This window comes from Streptomyces humicola (assembly GCF_024436035.1).
Classification (GTDB): domain Bacteria; phylum Actinomycetota; class Actinomycetes; order Streptomycetales; family Streptomycetaceae; genus Streptantibioticus_B; species Streptantibioticus_B humicola.
Genome location: NZ_JANFNG010000035.1, coordinates 1 through 15,549 on the forward strand (window position 1 = coordinate 1; position 15,549 = coordinate 15,549).

Annotated in this window: 14 protein-coding genes and 1 pseudogene; 4 read left to right on the forward strand and 11 right to left on the reverse strand. The window is 70.0% G+C overall.

Annotated elements, in window-relative coordinates; all coding sequences use genetic code 11:
• Positions 1-258: 258 nt before the first annotated feature.
• The 3 genes from NGB36_RS28565 (at position 259) to NGB36_RS28575 (ending at position 2,804) form a co-directional block, all read left to right on the forward strand.
• The gene (locus tag NGB36_RS28565) at positions 259-930 is read left to right on the forward strand and encodes a TetR family transcriptional regulator (RefSeq protein WP_255923524.1); all 672 of its coding nucleotides are present in this window, start codon (positions 259-261) and stop codon (positions 928-930) included.
• Between the two features lie 72 nt (positions 931-1,002).
• The gene (locus NGB36_RS28570; RefSeq protein WP_255923465.1) at positions 1,003-1,503 is read left to right on the forward strand and encodes a Zn-ribbon domain-containing OB-fold protein; all 501 of its coding nucleotides are present in this window, start codon (positions 1,003-1,005) and stop codon (positions 1,501-1,503) included.
• 623 nt (positions 1,504-2,126) lie between these two features.
• Entirely contained in the window at positions 2,127-2,804 is a 678-nt protein-coding gene (locus tag NGB36_RS28575; RefSeq protein ID WP_372509552.1) for a polysaccharide deacetylase family protein, read from the forward strand.
• A 204-nt stretch (positions 2,805-3,008) separates the two neighbouring features.
• Here NGB36_RS28575 and NGB36_RS33930 read toward each other — a convergent pair.
• A pseudogene (locus NGB36_RS33930) lies at positions 3,009-3,476 on the reverse strand (TetR family transcriptional regulator C-terminal domain-containing protein); the annotation flags it as partial.
• Positions 3,389-3,934, reverse strand: coding sequence for a GtrA family protein (locus NGB36_RS28585; RefSeq protein WP_255923466.1), 546 nt, complete (start codon positions 3,932-3,934; stop codon positions 3,389-3,391). The gene NGB36_RS28585 and the pseudogene NGB36_RS33930, both read right to left, overlap by 88 nt.
• A 133-nt stretch (positions 3,935-4,067) precedes the next feature.
• Between NGB36_RS28585 and NGB36_RS28590 the strand changes: the two genes are divergently transcribed.
• Positions 4,068-5,918 carry a S9 family peptidase gene (locus NGB36_RS28590; protein ID WP_255923467.1) on the forward strand — a complete coding sequence of 617 codons (1,851 nt, stop codon included), beginning with the start codon at positions 4,068-4,070 and terminating at the stop codon, positions 5,916-5,918.
• Here the strand turns inward: NGB36_RS28590 and NGB36_RS28595 are convergent.
• The 9 genes from NGB36_RS28595 to NGB36_RS28635 all read right to left on the reverse strand — a co-directional run bounded on the left by NGB36_RS28595 (position 5,911) and on the right by NGB36_RS28635 (position 15,468).
• On the reverse strand, positions 5,911-6,765 hold the full coding sequence (locus tag NGB36_RS28595) for an SURF1 family protein (protein WP_255923468.1): 855 nt from the start codon (positions 6,763-6,765) through the stop codon (positions 5,911-5,913). The genes NGB36_RS28590 and NGB36_RS28595 overlap by 8 nt on opposite strands.
• A gap of 71 nt (positions 6,766-6,836) precedes the next feature.
• Positions 6,837-7,958, reverse strand: a complete 1,122-nt coding sequence (locus NGB36_RS28600) for a hypothetical protein (RefSeq protein ID WP_255923469.1) — start codon at positions 7,956-7,958, stop codon at positions 6,837-6,839.
• A complete protein-coding gene (locus tag NGB36_RS28605; RefSeq protein ID WP_372509553.1) occupies positions 7,955-8,599 on the reverse strand; it encodes a SigE family RNA polymerase sigma factor in 645 nt (214 codons plus the stop codon). The genes NGB36_RS28600 and NGB36_RS28605 overlap by 4 nt, the downstream gene beginning before the upstream one ends.
• 311 nt (positions 8,600-8,910) lie before the next feature.
• Positions 8,911-9,975 carry an aspartate-semialdehyde dehydrogenase gene (locus NGB36_RS28610; protein WP_255923471.1) on the reverse strand — a complete coding sequence of 355 codons (1,065 nt, stop codon included), beginning with the start codon at positions 9,973-9,975 and terminating at the stop codon, positions 8,911-8,913.
• Complete coding sequence (locus NGB36_RS28615) at positions 9,972-11,243, reverse strand: aspartate kinase (RefSeq protein ID WP_255923472.1); 1,272 nt, start codon at positions 11,241-11,243, stop codon at positions 9,972-9,974. Before NGB36_RS28615 ends, NGB36_RS28610 begins: the two co-directional genes overlap by 4 nt.
• 283 nt (positions 11,244-11,526) lie before the next feature.
• Complete coding sequence (locus NGB36_RS28620; RefSeq protein ID WP_255923526.1) at positions 11,527-12,192, reverse strand: DUF5063 domain-containing protein; 666 nt, start codon at positions 12,190-12,192, stop codon at positions 11,527-11,529.
• A 31-nt stretch (positions 12,193-12,223) separates the two neighbouring features.
• The gene (recR, locus tag NGB36_RS28625; RefSeq protein ID WP_255923473.1) at positions 12,224-12,823 is read right to left on the reverse strand and encodes a recombination mediator RecR; all 600 of its coding nucleotides are present in this window, start codon (positions 12,821-12,823) and stop codon (positions 12,224-12,226) included.
• 72 nt (positions 12,824-12,895) lie between these two features.
• Positions 12,896-13,237, reverse strand: a complete 342-nt coding sequence (locus NGB36_RS28630; protein ID WP_255923474.1) for a YbaB/EbfC family nucleoid-associated protein — start codon at positions 13,235-13,237, stop codon at positions 12,896-12,898.
• Positions 13,238-13,398: 161 nt separating this feature from the next.
• Positions 13,399-15,468, reverse strand: a complete 2,070-nt coding sequence (locus NGB36_RS28635; RefSeq protein WP_255923475.1) for a DNA polymerase III subunit gamma and tau — start codon at positions 15,466-15,468, stop codon at positions 13,399-13,401.
• Positions 15,469-15,549 lie beyond the last annotated feature (81 nt).

The following is a 15,549-nucleotide window of genomic DNA, read 5'->3' on the forward strand; positions in this document are numbered from 1 at the left end:
CACCGTCTCCCGGAGCATCTCGTGCTCCTCGGACAGCCGGTAAAGATCGAAATCCTGGTCCACGGCGGGCACGGGCACTCCACTCCACGGTCGCGACGATGCTGATGACACTCAGTACCCTGAAGTATGCACACTCGGTGCCACTCGCCGCCAGTCGTGGATGCGGCCCGGACCGGTGTTAGGTTCCGGTTCATGAGTCAGGTGGGCGGCCGAGGCCGGCGGAGCCAGAAGAACGAGAACGACAGCGGGAAGCCGACGATGCGCGACGCGCTGGTCGCGGCGGCCTTCCAGCTGTTCCTTGAGCGGGGGTTCGAGCAGACCACCGTGGACGACATCGTCGCGCTGGCCGGTGTCGGCCGGCGCTCCTTCTTCCGGTACTTCCCGTCGAAGGAGGACGTGGTCTTCCCCGACCACGAGCGCTGCCTCGCCGACATGACCGAGTTCCTCGACTCGGGCAGCGACGACGAGGACCCCATCCTGCGCGTCTGCGACGCCGCACGCCTCGTGCTGCGCATGTACGCCGAGAATCCGACGTTCTCCGTTCAGCGCTACCGGCTCACCAAGCAGGTGCCCGGGCTCCGCCACTACGAGCTCTCCGTCGTCTGGCGCTACGAGCGCACCCTCGCCGCCTACCTGCGCGAACGCTTCGCCGACCGTCCCGACGGGGACCTGCGCGCGGAGGTGGTCTCGGCCGCCGTCGTCGCCGCCCACAACAACGCGCTGCGCTCCTGGCTGCGCTCCGGAGGCCAGGGCGACGCCACCGCGGGCGTCGACGAGGCGCTCGAATACGTCCGCCGCGCCTGGACCTGCGAGGGCGCTCCGTCCGGGGGTCCGCAGGAGGCGGAGGACGTGGTGGTCGTGATCACCAAGCGCAGGACCCCCATGTGGCGGGTCGTGCGCGACATCGAGTCGACCCTCGGTAACGATTGACACTCAGTGCCTTTACTTGCGGGCACGCAGTGCCATAACCTCCTGAGCGGATGCCCACAGGAGGGAGATGCCATGCTCCACGCAGGAACCGTGGCCACCGCCACCGAGTCCGCCGAGTCCGCCGAGTCCGCCGAGCCCGCCGAGTCCCCCGCGACGACCCGCACGACCCGCACGACCGAGCCTGCAGGGCCCGCAGGGCCCGCCGACCGGAACGCCTCCGGATGCGGCCAATCCGCAGGCGGCGAACTGTACTTCCAGCGCTGCCGCTGGTGTCACACCCCCGTCTTCCGCCGCTCACTCTGTCCCACCTGCGCCTCCACGGACCTCGACTGGGAGCGCAGCGAGGGCATCGGCGTCGTGATCCGCCGCAACGCACCCATGGCCCAGAACCGTTCGGTCGTCTCCATGGCCGAGGGCTTCACCGTGGTCTGCAGGGTCGTCGGCTCGCCCCCGGAGGCGGTCTCGGCCGGCGTCCAGGTCCGCGTCGCGCGAGCCGTCGACCCCAACCGCCAGGACCTTCCCGTCGTCGAACTCTGGAACCCGCCCTACGAGCCGGGATACGACGCACGGTAATCGAGGCCCGAATTCCCTGGCTGCCCAGGGGAATTGTGGCGTCGGCGAACCGGCATCCGCGGTCGCCGTGCGACCCCGGCCCGGCGAGCCTACGATTTTCTCTAGCGGCGATAACCCGGGAGACCGGGTTGATGTGGTGTCCGCAGTCCTGCTCCAGCTTCGGGAAAGCCAGGAGGGCCGGGATGCACGAGATGCGCGCTACGTCCGCTCACGACGACGGGGATGTCGTTGTCGAATGGCACGTCGTTCCCCGCCACGGCGCAGTTGCGTTGTGCGGACGCGATATGGCCCATGCCTCACCAACACCGCCCGAAGAGCAACTGGAACCGCCGCACGAGCGATGGTGCCGGCCGTGTCTGGCCGCATTCGCCCAGGTCGTAACGCCCGTCGCCTCGTGACGGAGCCAACGGCCCGCACATGACACAACTGCTGCACGCATTCCGCTACTTGTCAATTCCGTCTCGTCTGGCGGGATTCCGGAACAGGCAGGAGAATCGGTTGCAGTGTGGACTGGCAATCGGCCAGTGAACGGCCGGGTCGTTGCAGGCTGGGCCGTCGCACTGACCGCAGCAGGTCTGCTCACCTGTGTGTGGTTCGCATACACAGGTGGGACGGGACGGCACGTGTCCGCCGCGGCGGGAAAACGGCCGGGCGCGACCAAGGCCGCCATGCCGCACAAGGGCACGCTCCCGGCAAGGGTGAGCGCAGAGATAACGCACGCCGCGGAAAGCGGCGGCAAGGCCGTCAACATCACCATCGACGACGGCCCGGATCCGGTCTGGACGCCGAAGATACTGCAGGTCCTTCAGGACAACGGCGCCCATGCGACCTTCTGCATGATCGGCCCGCACGCGACCGCGAACCCCGCCGTCGTCGAAAAGATCGTGGCGGACGGCGACCGGCTCTGCGACCACACGGTGTCGCACAACACCCGGATGGACCACAGCCCCGAGGCCTACCAGAAGTCGCAGATACTGGACGCCGCGCGTATGATCCAGCAGGCCTCCGGCGGCGTCGCCCCCATGTATTACAGGGCTCCGGGCGGCGCGTTCACACCGTACAGCCGCCACGTCGCGGCAATCCACGGAATGCGCCCGCTGGGCTGGAACATCGACAGCAGGGACTTCTACAGGCCGGGCGTCAGCACCATCGTCAACACCGTCAAGTACGAGCTGGGGAACGGCCCGACGATGTTGTTCCACGACGGCGGCGGCAATCGCTCTCAGACCTTCGAAGCGCTCCGGCAACTTCTGCCGTGGCTCAAGTCCCAGGGATACACGTTCAGTTTCCCGGTCCGCTGAAGCGAGCGCCGAGTGACGGCCGGGCGACCGCCGCGACGGCAGTACCCTGCGTAACTTTCCCTTCACGGAACGCGATTCCGGGCGGGGGTCGCCGGCCCGCCCGTCGGCCCCTTTGCCATGCCCCCGCAGCCACAGCAGGCGATCGAGCGCGCGCCGTACGCGGTCGGGCGCCGCAGGGTCGCCGAAGCGCTGAATCGCCTGGTTGAGGCTCATACAGAAGCCGATGAGCTCGAAGACCACCTGATCCGGATCGGTGTCCGCCAGAAGCTCGCCCACCGCGACCGCATGACGCGCGTCCGACGCGAGACGCCGCCGCCAGAGCGCGAACAGCCGGGCCATGGCATCGCGTACGGGCCCGCCCCGCGCATCGAACTCCACCGACGCCGTGGTGAACAGGCAGCCGCCGGGAAATGCACCGCGTTCGCGCTCCAGGTAGGTGATCCAGGCGTCGCAGATCGTACGAAGCCGCGTCAGCCCGGGCTGCGCGGCCGCAGCCGGCCAGGTGGTCACCTGCCCTGAGCAGTCGCCCTCAGCAGTCGCCCTCTGCGGTCGACTGCCCTGCGCAGCAGTCCGGTTCGGGCCCGTCAGCCGACGGGCTCCGACGAGGGCTCGGGCGCCTGGGCGTCGGAGGACGAGGCCGCGACCCCGTCCGGCCGGTGGGTGAACACCCATCGCTTCATCCCCCACCAGCGGAAGCCCGTCGCGAGCAGGGTGCCCAGGATGATCCCGCTGAGGAAGTCGGAGATCTCCTGGGTCGTCCTGCTGACATACGGGGTTCGCAGGTTGAAGACGTACTCCGCGACCATCTGGGGAATCGCGTTGACGAGGATGGCCAGCGCGCTCACCACGAGGAAGAGCACCAGCTCGCGGTGGTGCGCCCCGCTGGAGCGGAAGGACCACTGACGGTTGAGGACGTAGGAGACGACGGTTGCCACGGTCGTCGCGACGATCAGTGCGGTCACCGGTTTCGCGCTGAGCACGGTGAGCTTCAGACCGTAGTTCACGGCCATGGTGAGCACGAAGCACGTTCCCCCCACCAGCAGGAACTTCACCAGCTTGCGGTGCCGCACCAGGAACGGGCGCAGCGGATGAGGGACTCGGCGCAGAGCGATCTGAGTGGGCGACGGCATTGGCATAGCCTCGCATGACGCATCCGCACGCGTACAGGCACGCTGGGCCGCCGAGGTTCCGGCCGCAGCCGTGATCCGATCTGATGGCCGGTAGGCGTACGGCGGGCACGTCCGGCGCGTTTGAATGGACGGCATGAATGATGTCATGCACGGCATGCCGGAATGGGAGAAGCGATTCCGCGCGCCGAGGGTGGGGCTTCCGGAGTGGGCGCAGGACGCGCCGCACCGCTCGCTGTACGTGTCGAACGCATCGGGGACCTACGAGCTGTATGCGTGGGACCGTACGACGGGCACGCACCACCAGGTCACGGACCGGCCGCACGGTACGACCGAGGGGACGCTCAGTCCGGACGGCGAGTGGGTGTGGTGGTTCTCGGACACCGACGGCGACGAGTTCGGGATATGGATGCGCCAGCCATTCGCCGGGAGGCCGGGTGGGAGCAGCACAGCCGGTGGCGACGCCGAGCCCGCGGTGCCGGGCCTGGAGCCCTCCTACCCCGCGGGCATCGCGCTGGGACGGGACGGCACCGCCGTCATCGGGCGGTCGACGGAGGCCGAGGGCACCACGATCCACGTCGTACGGCCGGGTGCGGAGCCGGTGGAGATCTACCGGCACGAGCAGTCCGCCGACGTCGGCGGACTCTCGGAGGACGGCACACTGATCGTCATCGAGCACACCGAGCACGGCGACGCCATGCACCCGGCACTGCGCGTCGTCCGGCTCGACGGCTCGACCGTCGCGGAGCTCGACGACACCGCGGGCGGAACCGAGGAGTCCGGCCTGGAGTGCCTGGGCTTCGCGCCCGTCGCGGGCGATGCGCGGCTGCTCGTCGGGCACCAGCGGCGCGGACGCTGGGAGCCGATGATCTGGGACACCGCGACCGGCGAGGAGCGGGAGCTCGTGATCGACCTGCCGGGCGATGTCAGCGCCGACTGGTATCCGGATGCTTCCGCGCTCCTCGTCGACCACACCTTTCAGGCGCGCAGCGAGCTGTGGCGGTACGACATCGTCTCGGGCGCCTTGACGCGGCTGGAGACGCCGACCGGTTCGATCAGCGGCGCCACGGCACGGCCCAGCGGCGACGTGGAGTTCCTGTGGTCGTCGGCCGCGCAGCCGCCGCAGGTGCGGTCGGCGTCCGGCTCGGTCGTCCTGGAGCCGCCGGGGCTCCGCGCGCCTGCCTCGATACCCGTCGAGGACGTCTGGGTCGACGGGCCGGGCGGCCGGGTGCATGCCCTCGTCCAGCGTCCGCTACGTTCCGGCTCCGGGGCCGGATCCGGGCCCTTCCCGACCGTCTTCGACATTCACGGCGGCCCGACCTGGCACGACAGCGACGCCTTCGCCGCCGAACCCGCGGCCTGGCTCGACCACGGTTTCGCCGTCGTACGCGTCAACTACCGCGGCTCGACCGGCTACGGCCGCGCGTGGACGGACGCGCTCAAGCACCGCGTCGGGCTGATCGAGCTCGAGGACATCGCGGCGGTGCGGGAGTGGGCCGTCGCCTCGGGGCTGGCGGACCCGGCGCGGCTGGTGCTCGCCGGCGGGTCATGGGGCGGCTATCTGACGCTGCTGGGGCTCGGGACGCAGCCGGATGCGTGGGCCGTCGGCCTGGCCGCGGTGCCGGTGGCGGACTACCTGGCCTCGTACGAGGACGAGATGGACGCGCTCAAGGCGCTCGACCGCACGCTCTTCGGCGGCTCGCCGCAGGAGGTCCCGGAGCGGTTCGCCGCGTCGTCACCCCTCACGTATGTCGAGAAGGTGCAGGCGCCGGTGTTCATCTCGGCGGGGATGAACGACCCGCGCTGCCCGATCCGGCAGATCGAGAACTACGTCAAGCGGCTCGAAAGCCTCGGCAAGGTGCATGAGGTATACCGGTACGACGCCGGACACGGCTCGCTCGTCGTCGAGGAACGGATCAAGGAGCTCCGGCCGATGCTGGCCTTCGCGCAACGGCACGTCGGTATGACGGCCGCACCGGCTACGTGACGGAGGCGGCGTCCCGCGCCTGTGCCCCGTCACCGGCCTCGTCCGCGTCGTCCCCCTCGCCGGGCGCCGGGATCAGGCCGAGGGACAGGTCACGCTGGACCTCGGCCTCGCGGCGCACCAACCGGAGCCAGATGAAGACGACGAAGCCCGCGAAGACGAACCACTCGCCGGTGTAGCCCAGGTTCTGGAACGCCTGCATGTCCAGGCCGGTGTTCGGCGCGGCCTGGGGCGGGACGGGCCTCATCGGCGCGGTGGCCTGGTCAAGCGTGATCCAGCCGTCGTAGACGGGGTACGGGACGAGGTTCACCAGGGTCGCGGCACTGATCATGCCCAGCTGGCCGGACGGCAGCGTGCCCGAGGTGTCGACGCCGTCGCTGCCCTCGCTCTCCGGCGCCTGCAGCACACCGGTCACCGAGACCTTGCCGACCGGTGCCGGCGGCACGCTCCCGGCGGTGGCGGTGGAGGCGTTGCCCGGCAGCCAGCCGCGCACGACGGGCAACGCGCCCCCGCTCGTACGCAGCAGCGTGAGGACGTAGAACCCGTTCTTGTTGTCGAGCACCCGGCCGGGGACGAGGAACTGGTGCGCGGCGTCGTACGTGCCCGTCGCCGTGATGTTCCGTCCCGACGTCGTCTGGGTGACCTGTGCGCCGACGCTCGCCAGCGCGTCGTGCAGGGGGATCGCAGGCGCAGTGCCGGGCTTGGGTGCCTTCTCGGCGGCCTGGTGGGCGGCCACACGCGCGTCGAACCGGCTCAGCTGCCAGGTGCCCATGAAGATGCAGAACGGAATCGCGAGCACGGCGAGCAGCGTGAGCCCCAGCCAGCGGGGGGTCAGCAGGAACCGGTACACGCATCAACGGTACGGGGGGCGGGACTGCCGTCCGGACCCGCCCCCCTCGGTGGCGGGACGAGGAGGCGGCCTTACGGCGTGGCGGCCACCGGTTCCGAGCTGTAGACCGTGCCGGCGCAGGCGCCGCCGATGCTGGTGGAGGCGACGGCGGGCCCGCCCTGCTGGGGTATGTCGGAGAGCGAGATTGCGTCACCGCCTGCGGGGGTGGCGGAGGGTGAGCCCGCGTCGGTGGGCGTGTTCTGCGACGTGCTGCTGGTAGAGGTGGAGCCGCTGCTGCCGGTGGTGCTCCCGCCGGTGGTGCCGGTGCCGCCGGCGGTGGTCGTGGCACCGGAGCCGGACGAACCGCCCGTGCCGCCGGAAGTCGTGCCGCCGCCTGTGTCGCTGGAGCAGCCGGTGGTGCCGCCGCCCGCGGCCGGGATCCAGGCGAACTCCACCTTGTAGCCCTTGCCGGGGGCGAGGATGAGCGGCAGTGCCGCCGAGCCGGGCAGCCCGGTGGCCGGGTCGCCCGCAGTGTGGTCCACGACCCGGATCTTGGAGGCGTCGGTGCCGCCCTCGCCAGCGACGGTGATCTGGTCTCCGCCGGCCACCGTGCAGCTGATGTTCGAGGTGTTGAGCACCGTGAACGAGCCGTAGACGCGGCCCTGGGAATCGGGCACTGCGGTCTGTGCGCTGCCGTTGCCGAGCTGGGCGCGGGCGCAGAGCGGGAGTGCCGCGGCGAGCGTGCCGGACGGCGCCGCACCGGTGCCGGGGGAGGCGTCGGACGCGCTCGCGGACGGCTTGCCGCCGCCGGTCGCCCCGCTTGCGCCGCTGTCGCTGCCGAGGGTCCCGGCCGCGGCGCCTGAGTCGCCGCCGAGTTCGTTGCCGCCCTGGCCGCCGCGGCCGGTGCCGATGGTCTGACTGGCCGAGGCATTGGTGGTATTGGCGGTGTCCAGGCCGCCGCCGGTCGCCGTGTGGACCAGCACCGGTACGGCGGTGCCGACGAGCAGGACGCCGGCTGCCGCCCCGACCATCGCCTGGCGGCGCCGTGCCCGGCGCGCGGGAATGGCCTGGCGCAGCCGGTTCAGCGCCTGTGGCTGGGGCTCGATGTCACGCACTGCGTCGTGCAGCAGACGGCGCAGCGCCGGCTCGTCGAAGTCGTGGTCGTTCTCGCGGTGTTCGTCAGCCATGCCATCGGGGTCGAAGAAGTGAGTCATGCCGGCGCCTCCATGGCGACACGGAGCGCCGCGATGCCGCGCGAGCCGTATGCCTTGACGGAGCCGATGGATATGCCCAGCGTCTCGGCGACCTGGGACTCGGTCATATCGGCGAAGTAGCGCAGCACGAGGACCTCGCGCTGGCGCCGCTGCAGGCCGCGCATGGAGCGGATCAACTGGTCGCGTTCCAGCTGCTCGTACGCGCCCTCCTCGGCGCTGGCCATGTCCGGCATCGGCTTGGAGAGCAGCTTCAGGCCGAGGATGCGGCGGCGCAGCGCGGAGCGCGAGAGGTTGACGACGGTCTGCCGCAGGTACGCCAGCGTCTTCTCGGGCTCGCGGACCCTGCCGCGCGCCGAGTGGACGCGGATGAACGCCTCCTGGACGACGTCCTCGCACGAGGCAAGGTCGTCCAGGAGCAGCGCGGCAAGGCCGAGGAGGGACCGGTAATGGGCCCGGTAGGTCTCGGTGAGGTGATCGACCGTCGTGCCCGTGGCCATCGCGTTGTCAGCGCCCCGGGCTTCGGCGGGCAGTTTGGCGACGGGCCATGGGGCGATCACGGGCAGGCCGCCCGACGGAGCCCGCCGCAGGGATGCCCCCAAGGGAGATCCCAGGGCTGCTTCGATGCCGAGTACTTCTGCCACGACTGTTGGACACGCTTCCCCCCGGCAGGGTTGTACGCACCGACCGCCTCATCCGGCAGGTCGACAGAAATCCCCATGCGATCCAACTCACCCCCAATGCCCTGAACATCCGTGAATATTCGCTCTACCCAATGCGCGTATGGCAGCACGGTAGAGCAGGGCACTGACACAGAGACGCTCCCCGCCAACTGTCGGTTGCAGTAGGCAGGGAGCGCATTGTCGAACACGGAGAGCATCCGCATCAAGCGGACGCCTCATCGAGTTCGTCACAACATCTTCACGGAACCTCCCGGATCCCGTGAAGTCTCGATTCAGCCGGCCGCCGTCAACTCCGCGGCGACGACCTCGGCGATCTGCGCGGTGTTGAGCGCCGCGCCCTTGCGCAGGTTGTCACCGCAGACGAACAGCTCCAGCGCCTGCGGGTCGTCGAGCGACCGGCGCACCCTGCCGACCCACGTCGGGTCGGTCCCGACGACGTCGGCGGGGGTCGGGAACTCGCCCTCGGCCGGATTGTCGCTGACCACGACGCCCGGCGCGCTGCCGAGGATCTCGTGCGCCCGCTCGACCGTGACCTCGTTCTCGAACCGCGCGTGCACGGCGAGCGAGTGCGTGGTGATCACCGGAACCCGCACACAGGTCGCGGTGACCCGCAGGTCGGGCAGGCCGAGGATCTTCCGCGACTCGTTACGGACCTTCAGCTCCTCCGAGGACCAGCCGTCCTCCTTGAGCGAGCCCGCCCACGGCACGACGTTGAGCGCGAGCGGCGCCGGGAACGGCCCGAAGTCGCCCACCGCGCGGCGTACATCGCCCGGCTGGGTGCCCAGGTTCGACCCGGCGACCTTCGTCAGCTGCTCGCGCAGCGTGTCGATCCCCGGCTGGCCGGCGCCCGAGGCCGCCTGGTACGAGGAGACGATCAGCTCGGTGAGCCCGAACTCCGCGTGCAGAGCGCCCATCGCGACGATCATCGACAGCGTCGTGCAGTTGGGGTTGGAGATGATGCCGCGCGGACGGACGCGTGCCGCATGCGCGTTCACCTCGGGGACCACCAGCGGAACATCCGGATCCATCCGGAATGCCCCCGAATTGTCCACGGCGACCGCGCCCTTGGCCGCGGCGATCGGTGCCCACTGCGCGGAGACCTCGTCGGGCACGTCGAACATCGCGACGTCGACGCCCTCGAACGCCTCCTCGCTCAGCGCGATGACCTCGATCTCCTCACCGCGGACGACGAGCCTGCGCCCGGCGGAACGCGGCGAGGCGATCAGCCGGATCTCGCCCCAGACGTCCTCGCGCGAGGAGAGGATGCCGAGCATCACCGTGCCGACGGCACCGGTCGCGCCGACGACGGCGAGGGTGGGCTTGCGTGCGGCGCTCATCGACCCGTACCTCCGTACACGACGGCCTCGTCGTTCTCGCTGTCCAGACCGAAGGCGGAGTGCACCGCGCGGACGGCCTCGTTGACGTCGTCGGCACGCGTGACGACGGAGATGCGGATCTCCGAGGTGGAGATCAGCTCGATGTTGACCCCGGCATTGGAGAGAGCCTCGAAGAAGCCCGCCGTGACACCCGGGTTGGTCTTCATGCCCGCGCCGACCAGCGAGATCTTGGCGATCTGGTCGTCGTAGCGCAGCGACTCGAAACCGATGGCCGACTTGGCCTGCTCCAGCGCCTGGATGGCCTTGCGCCCGTCGGTCTTCGGCAGGGTGAAGGAGATGTCGGTCAGACCGGTGGAGGCCGCCGAGACGTTCTGCACCACCATGTCGATGTTGATCTGGGCGTCCGCGATCGCCCGGAAGATCGTCGCGGCCTCGCCCGGCTTGTCCGGCACCCCGACGACCGTGACCTTGGCCTCGGACGTGTCGTGGGCAACCCCCGAGATGATCGCCTGCTCCATCGGCTGGTTCCCTTGCGGCTCGTTGCTGACCCATGTACCCGGCAGTCCGGAGAAGGACGAGCGGACGTGGATCGGAATGTTGTAACGGCGTGCGTACTCGACGCAGCGGTGCAGCAGCACCTTCGAGCCGGAGCTGGCCAGCTCCAGCATGTCCTCGAACGAGATCCAATCGATCTTGCGGGCCTTCTTCACCACCCGCGGGTCAGCGGTGAACACACCGTCGACGTCCGTGTAGATCTCGCACACCTCGGCCTCGAGGGCGGCGGCGAGCGCCACGGCGGTGGTGTCGGAACCACCGCGCCCCAAGGTCGTGATGTCCTTTTTGTCCTGGGAGACGCCCTGGAAACCGGCGACGATGGCGATGTTGCCCTCGTCCAGCGCGGTCCGGATCCGCCCCGGCGTGACGTCGATGATCCGCGCTTTGTTGTGGACCGAGTCGGTGATGACACCCGCCTGGCTGCCGGTGAACGACTGCGCCTCGTGTCCGAGGTTTTTGATCGCCATCGCCAGCAGCGCCATGGAGATCCGCTCTCCGGCGGTCAGCAGCATGTCGAACTCGCGTCCGGCAGGGATCGGGGATACCTGCTGCGCGAGATCGATCAACTCGTCCGTCGTGTCGCCCATCGCCGAAACCACCACGACCACCTGGTGGCCGCTCTTCTTGGCATCGACAATCCGCTTGGCAACGCGCTTGATGCCCTCGGCATCCGCAACGGAGGAGCCGCCGTACTTCTGCACGACAAGGCCCACGTGCGCTCCTCACAACTGTCTCTTCCGGGCCCGCGGCGACTGCCGCTCACGTCGAAGCCCGGATAAATGGGGTCGGCTCAGTCTAACGAGCGGCGCGAAAACACCCCGCGCATATCACATTGTGAGACATGCAGCTCACTCCATGATCTGCTGCGGTGGATCCGGCGCCCCCGTGACCGCTCCGCGAACATGCCTGCCCGCTCGGCGGCGGGACACACAAAGGAGTAACCCAGGTCACACTTACGGGCCTCGCAAGGGCCTCGCAAGGGCCTCGCGGGCGGGCTCAGCCCCGCTTCAGCCCCAGCGGCTCGGCGATCTCGGCGGCCATCACCTTGCCCGCCTCCTCGGCGAGATCCTCCTCGGCGTCCGGCTGCTCATCGGTGTCCAGACCGTCGAGGGCGTCCAGCGGCGAGTCCAGACGCACGTGGGCGACGAGCGACTGCAGGGCGCGCAGCGACGCGCTCGCGGTCGGCCCCCAGTTGGACAGGTACGAGAACTGCCACCACCACAGCGCCTCGCTCACCCGGCCCTCCCGGTAGTGGGCCAGGCCGTGCGTGAGATCGGTCACGACGTCGGCGAGGTCGTCGGAGATGCGACAGGCGACGGGCACGCTGCGCGGGACATACGGGTCGAAGACCTCCGAGTACACGTCGATCGGCTCCAGGAGCACGGCGAGCTGCTCGCGCAGTTCGTCCGCGTCCGGCTCCGGGCCGGCGTCCGGCTCGTACCGCTCGTCCGGAACGATGTCCTCGTGCGCACCGAGCCTGCCGCCCGCGAGCATCAACTGGGAGACTTCGAGCAGCAGGAACGGTACCGCGCTGTCCGGCTCGTCGCCCTTGGCGACCTCCCGGACCGCAACGATGAAGCTCTCGATCTGGTCGGCGATCTGGACCGCGAAATCGTCCGGCTCGCCGGACTTCTTCGGGTCCCGCGGGACCTGGTTCGTCATGGCGTCGCGGTTTCGGTTACGTGCTGCGGTCTCAGACATCGAGCAGTCGTCTCCCTTCGAAGGCGCGTCCGAGCGTGACCTCGTCGGCGTACTCCAGGTCGCCCCCCACGGGCAGCCCGCTCGCCAGCCGCGTCACCTTCAGGCCCATGGGCTTCACCATGCGCGCGAGGTAGGTCGCGGTGGCCTCCCCCTCGAGATTCGGATCGGTCGCGAGGATCAGCTCGGTGACCGTGCCGTCGGCGAGCCGGGCCAGCAGCTCGCGTATCCGCAGGTCATCGGGGCCGACCCCCTCGATGGGGCTGATCGCCCCGCCGAGAACGTGGTACCGGCCGCGGAACTCCCGCGTCCGTTCGATGGCCACGACGTCCTTGGGCTCCTCGACCACGCAGATTACCGCGGGATCGCGGCGCGGATCCTGGCAGACCCGGCACTGCTCGGCCTGCGCGACATTGCCGCAGACGGTGCAGAACCGCACCTTCTCCTTGACCTCGGCCAGGGCGTGCGCGAGGCGGCGCACATCGGCCGGATCGGCCTGCAGGATGTGGAAGGCGATCCGCTGCGCGCTCTTGGGCCCCACGCCGGGCAGCCTGCCCAGCTCATCGATGAGGTCCTGGACCACGCCTTCGTACACCGAATGCCTTCTTTCTCTCCACCAGGGCCCGACCAGCTCTGATCAACTCTGATCAACTCTGATCAACTCTGATCAGAACGGCATGCCGGGCAGCCCCCCACCGCCCAGCCCCTGGGCGAGTGGACCGAGCTTCTGCTCCTGCATGGCCTGCACGGAGGCATTCGCGTCGCGGACCGCCGCCAGGACGAGATCGGCAAGGGTCTCGGTGTCTTCAGGATCCACCGCCTTCGGGTCGATGACCAGGCCCACCAACTCACCGGCGCCGCTCACCGTCGCCTTGACCAGGCCGCCGCCCGCGCTGCCCTCGACCCTGGCCTCGGCGAGCTCCGCCTGCGCCGCGGCGAGGTCCTGCTGCATCTTCTGAGCCTGCTTGAGCAGTTCCTGCATGTTCGGCTGACCGCCACCGGGGATCACGGGCTCGCTCCTGCCTGTCGGACGTCGTGTTCGTATCGGTATCGAGCTATCGATAGGTAGGGCGAGCCTACGTGCTCGCACGGCCGAGTGCGCTACGCCGTGCGGAGGATCGGAAGCGCGGGAACGAGCGGTGTGCGCCCGCCCGTTCGCATCGCGAGCGGTCAATCGTGAGTGATCTCCTCGATCACGGTGGCGCCCAGTTCGCGCACGATCAGATCGTGGCCGCTCAGAGCGGTGTCATCGAGATCGGGGTCGTCCTCCTCCGGGATGTCCTCCTCGATCGGGACCGGCGGGGGCGGCTCCGGCGCGGCCGCCTCCGGTGACCGCTGCGGCTCCGGCGGCGGGGGTGGTGCGGCCTCGGGCGCCGACGGTGCCGGAGGTGCTGGGTCAGGGTCCGCCGGCTGAGGCCTGCGGGGCGCCGGGGCGGACGCGGAGCCAGGCGTCACGGGCCGCGGGCCGGGCCCTCCGGGACCGGGACCGGCACCGCCGCCGTTCCCACCGCCGGACGGATCGACGATCGCCTCGATCTTCCACTGCAGCCCGAACGCATCACCGATCGCCTGCCGCAGTACGTCCTCGCTGCCGCCGCCCACGAAGCTGTCCCGCGCGCCGGGGTTGGCGAAACCGAGCTGCAGCGTGGTCCCGTCGAAGCCGACGACCTGCGCGTTCTGACTGAGCAGGATCCAGGTGAAGCGGCGGCGGTTCTTGACGGCCTCGAGGATGTCGGGCCACATCTGCCGTACGCGCGACGGATCACCGACAGGAGCAGACGGCACAGACGGCACAGACGGCGCGGCGGCCGCCGACGGGGCGGACGGCGCGGGCACGGGCTGCCGGGCCTGCCGCGGAGCCTCCTGCTGCGCACCCGCCGGGGCCTGCGTCCCCACCGGCCACGCACCCGGCGTGCGACGAGAGGGTTGCTCCTCCGCAGGCGGCGGAGGCGGCGGGGCCGGCCGCCGGGCCTCTACGGGCCCGCCGGCATGTGCATCGGATTCCGGCACGTACCCCACGGACGGCTGCCCGGCCGGCGGAGGGACCGGAGCCGGTGCCGTCACCGCAGCCAGGCCGCCTGCCAGCGCCTGCCGTTCGAGCCGGTCAAGGCGCGCCTGCGTGGACCGCTCGTCCTCGTACGCCGCGGGCAGCAGCACCCGCGCACAGATCAGTTCGAGCTGCAGCCGCGGCGAGGTCGCGCCGCGCATCTCGGCCAGCCCCGCATTGACCAGGTCCGCGGCGCGGCTCAGCTCGGCCGCGCCGAAGACCGACGCCTGCCCTTGCATCCGCTCGACCACATCCGCGGGGGCGTCGATCAGCCCCTTCTCCGCCGCATCCGGCACCGCGGCCATGATCACCAGGTCACGCAGCCGCTCCAGCAGATCCGCGACGAACCGCCGCGGGTCATGACCACCCTCGATCACCCGGTCGACGACCTCGAAGGCAGCGGCTCCGTCGCCCGCCGCGAAGGCGTCCACCACGTCGTCGAGGAGGGCACCGTCCGTATATCCGAGGAGGGCGGTGGCCATGGCGTACGTCACGCCGTCCTCGCCCGCGCCCGCCAGCAGCTGGTCCATCACCGACATCGAGTCGCGCACCGAGCCGGCGCCGGCCCGCACCACCAGCGGATACACCCCGTCCTCGACCGGGATCGACTCCCGCTCGCAGACCTCGGCGAGATAGTCGCGCAGCGTGCCCGGGGGCACCAGCCGGAACGGATAGTGATGCGTGCGCGACCTGATCGTGCCGATGACCTTCTCGGGCTCGGTGGTCGCGAAGATGAACTTCAGATGCTCCGGCGGTTCCTCGACCACCTTCAGCAGGGCGTTGAACCCCGCCGAGGTGACCATGTGCGCCTCGTCGATGATGTAGATCTTGTAGCGACTGCTCGCCGGCCCGAAGAACGCCTTCTCCCGCAGGTCACGCGCATCGTCGACACCGCCGTGCGAGGCGGCGTCGATCTCGATCACGTCGATCGACCCCGGACCGTTGCGCGCGAGATCCCGGCAGGACTGGCACTCGCCGCACGGTGTGGGCGTCGGCCCCTGCTCACAGTTGAGACAGCGCGCCAGGATCCGCGCACTCGTCGTCTTCCCACATCCGCGCGGCCCGCTGAACAGGTACGCGTGATTGACCCGGTTGTTGCGCAGCGCCTGCTGCAAAGGGCCGGTGACGTGCTCCTGCCCGATGACCTCGGCGAAGGTCTCGGGCCGATAGCGGCGGTACAGAGCGAGGGACACGCCTACGACGATATCGGTGCCCACTGACAGCCGGGCCGCCCCAGCCACCCCGGCAGCCGCCCGCGGAAGCCCAAGGAAGAT